Raw genomic sequence first — 6,209 nt, forward strand, 5'->3', positions numbered from 1 at the left:
GCATCTGGCAATTATAGTATTCGTTTTATAAAATAGTAAAAAAATAAAAGGTGAAGTATCTGCGGATATATCCGGGATTACTTCACCTTTTATTTATCATTATGCGTTCACTTTTTTAGCTAAACGAGCTTTTTGACGATTAGCAGCGTTTTTGTGGATAATCCCTTTTTGAGCTGCTTTATCGATATGCTTGCTAGCAGATTGGTATGCTGCTTTTGCATTTTCAGTATCGTTCGCTTCTACAAGCTGTTCTACACGTTTAATCTCTGTACGCATTGCAGAAAGCTGAGAGCCGTTATTAGCACGTTTCTTTTGGTTAACTTCTACGCGTTTAATTGCAGATTTAATATTTGCCATGTTTATTCACCTCCTAAAAAGTGTACGATTTAAAAAAACATGTTTAAGTATGCTTTAATCAGTTGTCAATTTTTATCCGTACGACAAGATGTATTTTACCAAAGCTACCCCATCTTTTCAATAGAATTGTTACTTAATCAATAAATTGGTATGAAATAATTAAAGGCGTACATGCTAAGAATGTAAAAATACAGGAGTTTATCATAGCATAAATATTTATGATTTTCACCGTCTGATAAGAGGATAGATGAATTTATCACGGTCCAAATCTAGTGATGATGGGACGAGTATACGCAATTTCAGTCCTGTAATGTTTTATTTATGCCAATAGTACGCATTGAAAAAGGTGGATGAGGTTATGAAAAATATTGAGGAAAATTTTCAGGTGAGAACGGATTTAGCTGTTGAAGCAAGGGACATGTATACAGAAAAGAAAGAAAGTAAAGAAGACAAAGAAATTGCAGGAGTTACCTTTAAAGAAACCACGATAAAGGATGTAAAAATTTCTTATGTCACTATTGACGAAGCTGGTGCCGAGCAAATTGGTAAGAAGCCCGGGAATTATGTCACCATTCATGCTGACGGTGTAAAAAAACAGGATACAGAGAAACAGCATCAGGCGGCGAAAATATTAGCAAAAGAGCTGGAGCATTTAATAAAAAAGCAGGATCTGTCTGACAATGCTTCATGCTTAGTGGTTGGTTTAGGGAACTGGAATGTAACTCCTGATGCTCTGGGGCCGATGGCGGTGGAAAAGGTTCTGGTAACCAGTCATTTATTTCGTCTGCAGCCGGAAACCGTGGCGGAAGGCTATAGAGAAGTAGCTGCTATTACACCTGGGGTAATGGGCGTGACAGGGATTGAAACCAGTGATATTATTTTTGGAATTGTAGAAAAATATCAGCCTGACCTTGTTATTGCTATTGATGCTCTCGCTGCCAGATCGATCAGCAGAGTAAATGAAACAATTCAATTATCTGATACAGGTATTCACCCCGGCTCAGGTGTAGGCAACAAACGAAAAGAAATAAGTAAACAGACCCTTGGAATGCCTGTCATCGCTATCGGTGTGCCGACAGTGGTAGATGCAGTAACAATAACAAGTGATACGATAGATTACTTATTAAAGCACTTCGGGAGAGAATGGAAGGAAAAAGATGACCCGTCAAAATCCTTAACACCCGCCGGTATGAGTTTCGGACAGAAGAAGTTAACAGATGCGGATATGCCTGATAAAGAACAGCGTGAAAAACTGTTCGGTATAGTTGGCGGGCTGTCCGACGAGGAGAAAAGGCAGCTGATTATGGAAGTATTGACGCCACTTGGCCACAATTTAATGGTTACTCCCAAAGAAGTGGATGGGTTTATGATTGATATGGCTGAAGTAATAGCAAATGGATTGAACGCAGCTTTGCATGAGACGGTAACAATAGATAATTTTTCAAGCTATTCCAGATAAGCTCTATTAGAAGGTGTTCAAAAAGTCACCGGGCTTTTTGAACACACTCCATTCGTGTCCGCTCTCTTTTTTCTTTTCAGGACACATACTATTAAGTCTATTTTTTTCTTTTTACACGGTTCTACTTTCTCTATTTTACTCATAGATTAAACTATAGAGTTGTTAGAGAAAGGTGGCATCGTGTATTTTTATGAAAAAAAATAATTGGAGTAAAATGGTACAAACCTTTTCTCGACGAAGCGGGATTTACATTATATTTTTTATCAGTATCTTTTTATTAATCAGCGTTTTGACAGCTGTCCAGCCTGCGTACCGGTTTTCATCAGATATGCTCTCGAATTGGACAAAAGAAATGGATAGTACCATTTTTTATCATTTAATCACGATGGAAAACAGGGCCTACGAGCAGAGCTTTCCAGAAGGAGAGGCAGAAATACCGAAACTGTCCAGTTTATTCTTTGAATTGACGTCTAATGTGAAGCCTACAGATCCCAGAAGCCTTTTCGGAAATGAAATACCGGGGTTCGCAATATTTGATAATCAATTATTAATGGCAAGTGATAATGATTTTACACACTTCCCAATCGAATCGAATCCGCCTTTAGAAGAAGTGTTACGGGATAGAGAAGCCGTATTGACAGAAGAGGAAGAAACAGAAGAGGACAAGGAAGAAGAAATAGAGAATGAACAGACTACCGGAGACCGGGACGTCGTTTTTATTTATAACACACACAATAGAGAGTCCTTCTTGCCGCATCTGCCCAACGAAACGAACCCTAATGCTGCAATGCATGGAGAAATTAATATTACAAAAGTCAGTGACCGTTTAGCGGAGGGACTTGAGCGAAAGGGAATTGGCACACAGGTGGATAAGACAGATATCGGGGAGGTGCTCAACGAACTGGGGATGGGGTATAACCAATCTTACGAAGCTTCCCGTGATGTGGTTGAGGAAGCTATGGCAGGTAATCAGGAGATTCAATATATGTTTGATCTGCATAGAGATGCGCTCCGGAGAGACAAGACAACGCAAACTATTGAGGGCGAAGATTATGCGAAAGTGCTATTTGTAATTGGAACCGGGCATCCGGATTATGAAAACAATTTGAAAGTAGCGACCGAGTTACATGCGTTAATAGAAGAAGCCTATCCCGGAATGAGCCGGGGAGTTTACCAAAAGGATGGATCGGGCGGCAATGGAATTTATAATCAGGATCTGGCAGACAACGCATTACTCATTGAGTTTGGCGGAGTAGATAACACCATGGAGGAGCTATACCGTTCTGCAGATGCATTAGCAGAAGTGTTCAGCGAGTATTATTGGGACGCTGAAGCAGTACAGTCTGATCAATAAGGAGAGATTTGATGCGAAATATTATAATATTACTATTGCTTGTCATCTTTTTTCTGAGCGGACTCGTATTCGGGATGCAAAAGAATGAAACTGCTGAACAAACAGCTATTCCAGATGCAGACGAGTCTGCAGTAGAGGTAGCAGAGGAGATAAATGAACAAGAGCAGGTAATTATCGCTGAAACAGATGTATTGGAGGAAGGCAATTATTCCTTAACAAACCGGGCGGCAGCAACAATGGAAGGAATCGTTAAAGGACTGTTTGAAGTAATTGTCTCCATCATGTATGGGATAGGGGAGCTTTTTTTCTAAAAAAATGAAACCATGCAGGTATTTATTTTGAACAGAAAATTCAACGGTACGAAGGTTATTTATTAGTTAATCATTGAATCTCGGGGCGTCAATTGCTATAATCAATGCTAGTAATTGACGCCTTTTTATTGTGGAAAGAAATTTAGGTTGTACAGGAAAAACTTAGGAGTGTGCGTGAAATGACGAATAAAAAAAGAAACGTCAGAAATTTTTCGATCATTGCTCATATTGACCACGGAAAGTCAACATTAGCTGATCGGATTCTTGAAAATACAGAAACCGTAACGAAACGTGAAATGAAAGAACAGCTGCTGGATGGAATGGATTTGGAGCGTGAACGCGGCATAACCATTAAATTAAACGCAGTACAATTAAAATATACAAATAAAGCTGGAGAAGAATTTATTTTTCATTTGATTGATACACCGGGCCATGTTGATTTTACATACGAGGTATCCAGAAGTTTAGCTGCTTGTGAAGGTGCTATTCTTGTAGTGGATGCTGCTCAGGGTATTGAAGCGCAGACGCTCGCAAATGTTTATTTAGCAATGGAAAATGATCTGGAGATTATTCCGGTAATTAATAAAATCGATTTGCCGAGTGCAGATACTGAAAAAGTGAAAAAAGAGTTAGAAGATGTTTTAGGAATTGACGGTGATGAAGCAATCCTGGCTTCTGCCAAAGCAAATATAGGGATTGAAGAGATTCTTGAGCGTGTAGCTGAGGTTGTGCCGGAGCCCCCTGGAAACGCAGAGGATCCATTAAAAGCGTTGATTTTTGATTCGCTTTATGATTCCTACCGTGGAGTTATTGCTTATGTCTGTGTGAAAGAGGGCTCTGTTAAAGTCGGAGATAAAATCAGAATGATGGCTACCGGTAAAGAGTTTGAGGTAAATGAAGTGGGTGTATTTACACCAAAGCAGCTTCCTCAAAAAGAATTAACCGTCGGTGATGTCGGCTATTTAACTGCGTCGATTAAAAATGTCGGAGATTCACGTGTCGGGGATACCATTACATTAGCAAACAGACCGGCGGATGAAGCACTTCCAGGTTACCGCCGTCTGAATCCAATGGTCTTCTGCGGACTCTACCCGGTAGATTCCAATGACTATAATGATTTAAGAGAAGCTTTAGAGCGTTTGGAGCTGAACGATTCCTCTCTGCAATATGAAGCGGAGACTTCTCAGGCACTTGGTTTCGGCTTCCGCTGCGGCTTCTTAGGATTGCTCCACATGGAAATTATTCAAGAGCGTATTGAAAGAGAATTTGGTATCAGCTTAATTACAACAGCTCCAAGTGTTATTTTTGAAGTGGAGCTGACAAATGGCGATGTCGTTTCTGTGGATAACCCGTCAGAAATGCCGGACCCGCAGGTAATTCAAGAAGTACGTGAGCCATATGTAGAAGCTACTATTATGGTTCCGAATGATTATGTCGGGGCTGTGATGGAAATTGCTCAGAAGAAACGCGGGAACTTTGTAGATATGCAATATTTAGATGATATTCGCGTGAATGTGGTTTATCATATTCCGCTTTCAGAAATTGTGTATGATTTCTTTGATCAGTTAAAATCACAGACAAAAGGGTATGCATCGTTTGACTATGAATTAATCGGCTACCAGCCTTCCCGACTTGTGAAAATGGATATCCTGCTCAACAGCGACTCCATTGATGCGCTGTCGTTTGTTGTTCACCGTGATTTTGCTTATGAGCGTGGGAAGCAGATTGTTGAAAAATTGAAGAAATTAATACCAAGACAGCAATTTGAAGTGCCGGTTCAGGCAGCAATCGGCAATAAAATTGTAGCCCGGTCAAATATCAAGGCAGTTCGTAAAGATGTAACTGCAAAATTGTATGGCGGAGATATTACGCGTAAAAGGAAGCTTCTTGAAAAACAAAAAGAAGGTAAAAAGCGTATGAAAATGGTAGGATCTGTAGAAGTTCCACAGGAAGCGTTTATGGCTGTTCTGAAAATGGATGAGGATTAAGTGCGGATTTAACGCAAAGTTTATATCGAAACAAACATTTAATTTAACAGTCTGCTCTTACTCTTTTTGAGCCGGCAGGAATTGCAGACTGTTACAAATATTTTCATAAGTAAAACCCGTCGTGGCAAAGATACATGCTTTTGACGGGTTTTTGAATTTTAGGTTCTCCTATGCTGATTGATGGACTGTATTTGATTCAGCTTCCTCCCCCATATAGGGAAATTATAGCTTGTTTTTACATAAAACGAAACTACCATCAGCAGAAGATTTAAGCAGACTGATCTGTGGCGAAAGATCTCCTTATGTCGACTAACATCCTTCACTGGCTTTATTTTTTTTGATTTACTCAACTTTCGCACCTAAGAATAACCATATAAACCTTGCTGTTCTAGGATGTTCATGGTCTCTATTATCATGCTGGTGTTTCAAATGATTTTTAGCAGTTCAAATCATGACAGCATGAATAATTCATATCGAGAATAGCTTTCATGCACCAAAAATAAGGATCTCTGAGCATGTTTTACCATACAACACGAAAATTTATTCTGTCGGATCTACCTTTTATTTGTTCAGTTATTTCAGTATAGAATATCCTGCCAGCGGAGGCGGACCGTTTTGACTCCTGAGGGATTAGCACCATCTGAAGATCCACTTTTGCCAAGTGATCTTCTTGGAAAAAGTTAGCTGAAGAGCGTGCCCCTAGGAAAGCAAAACGGTCCGCCGTAGCGGTGGCCTTACAC

Annotated in this window: 6 protein-coding genes; 4 read left to right on the forward strand and 2 right to left on the reverse strand. The window is 39.8% G+C overall.

What is annotated here, in order from left to right; all coding sequences use genetic code 11:
- Positions 1–99: 99 nt before the first annotated feature.
- A complete protein-coding gene (gene rpsT, locus BN1068_RS02500; RefSeq protein WP_077601259.1) occupies positions 100–357 on the reverse strand; it encodes a 30S ribosomal protein S20 in 258 nt (85 codons plus the stop codon).
- A 358-nt stretch (positions 358–715) separates the two neighbouring features.
- Here rpsT and gpr point away from each other — a divergent pair, with 358 nt between their 5' ends.
- The 4 genes from gpr (at position 716) to lepA (ending at position 5,469) form a co-directional block, all read left to right on the forward strand.
- On the forward strand, positions 716–1,816 hold the full coding sequence (gene gpr / locus BN1068_RS02505) for a GPR endopeptidase (RefSeq protein WP_077601260.1): 1,101 nt from the start codon (positions 716–718) through the stop codon (positions 1,814–1,816).
- 190 nt (positions 1,817–2,006) lie between these two features.
- Entirely contained in the window at positions 2,007–3,170 is a 1,164-nt protein-coding gene (spoIIP, locus tag BN1068_RS02510; protein WP_077601261.1) for a stage II sporulation protein P, read from the forward strand.
- Between the two features lie 11 nt (positions 3,171–3,181).
- On the forward strand, positions 3,182–3,481 hold the full coding sequence (locus tag BN1068_RS02515; protein WP_077601262.1) for a hypothetical protein: 300 nt from the start codon (positions 3,182–3,184) through the stop codon (positions 3,479–3,481).
- 179 nt (positions 3,482–3,660) lie between these two features.
- Entirely contained in the window at positions 3,661–5,469 is a 1,809-nt protein-coding gene (gene lepA, locus BN1068_RS02520) for a translation elongation factor 4 (RefSeq protein WP_077601263.1), read from the forward strand.
- 520 nt (positions 5,470–5,989) lie between these two features.
- On the opposite strand, the gene BN1068_RS23815 is transcribed toward lepA, so the two are convergent.
- Positions 5,990–6,209 (reverse strand): hypothetical protein (locus BN1068_RS23815; protein WP_217697295.1); only part of this gene is annotated, 220 nt, incomplete at its 5' end.

The organism is Oceanobacillus sojae (genome assembly GCF_900162665.1).
In the GTDB taxonomy this organism is placed as follows: domain Bacteria; phylum Bacillota; class Bacilli; order Bacillales; family Amphibacillaceae; genus Oceanobacillus; species Oceanobacillus sojae_A.

Bases quoted from the DNA above. Each gene is read 5' to 3' on its own strand.
- rpsT (WP_077601259.1), bottom strand. From the start codon at position 357: ATGGCAAATATTAAATCTGCAATTAAACGCGTAGAAGTTAACCAAAAG.
- gpr (WP_077601260.1), top strand. From the start codon at position 716: ATGAAAAATATTGAGGAAAATTTTCAGGTGAGAACGGATTTAGCTGTT.
- spoIIP (WP_077601261.1), top strand. From the start codon at position 2,007: ATGAAAAAAAATAATTGGAGTAAAATGGTACAAACCTTTTCTCGACGA.
- BN1068_RS02515 (WP_077601262.1), top strand. From the start codon at position 3,182: ATGCGAAATATTATAATATTACTATTGCTTGTCATCTTTTTTCTGAGC.
- lepA (WP_077601263.1), top strand. From the start codon at position 3,661: ATGACGAATAAAAAAAGAAACGTCAGAAATTTTTCGATCATTGCTCAT.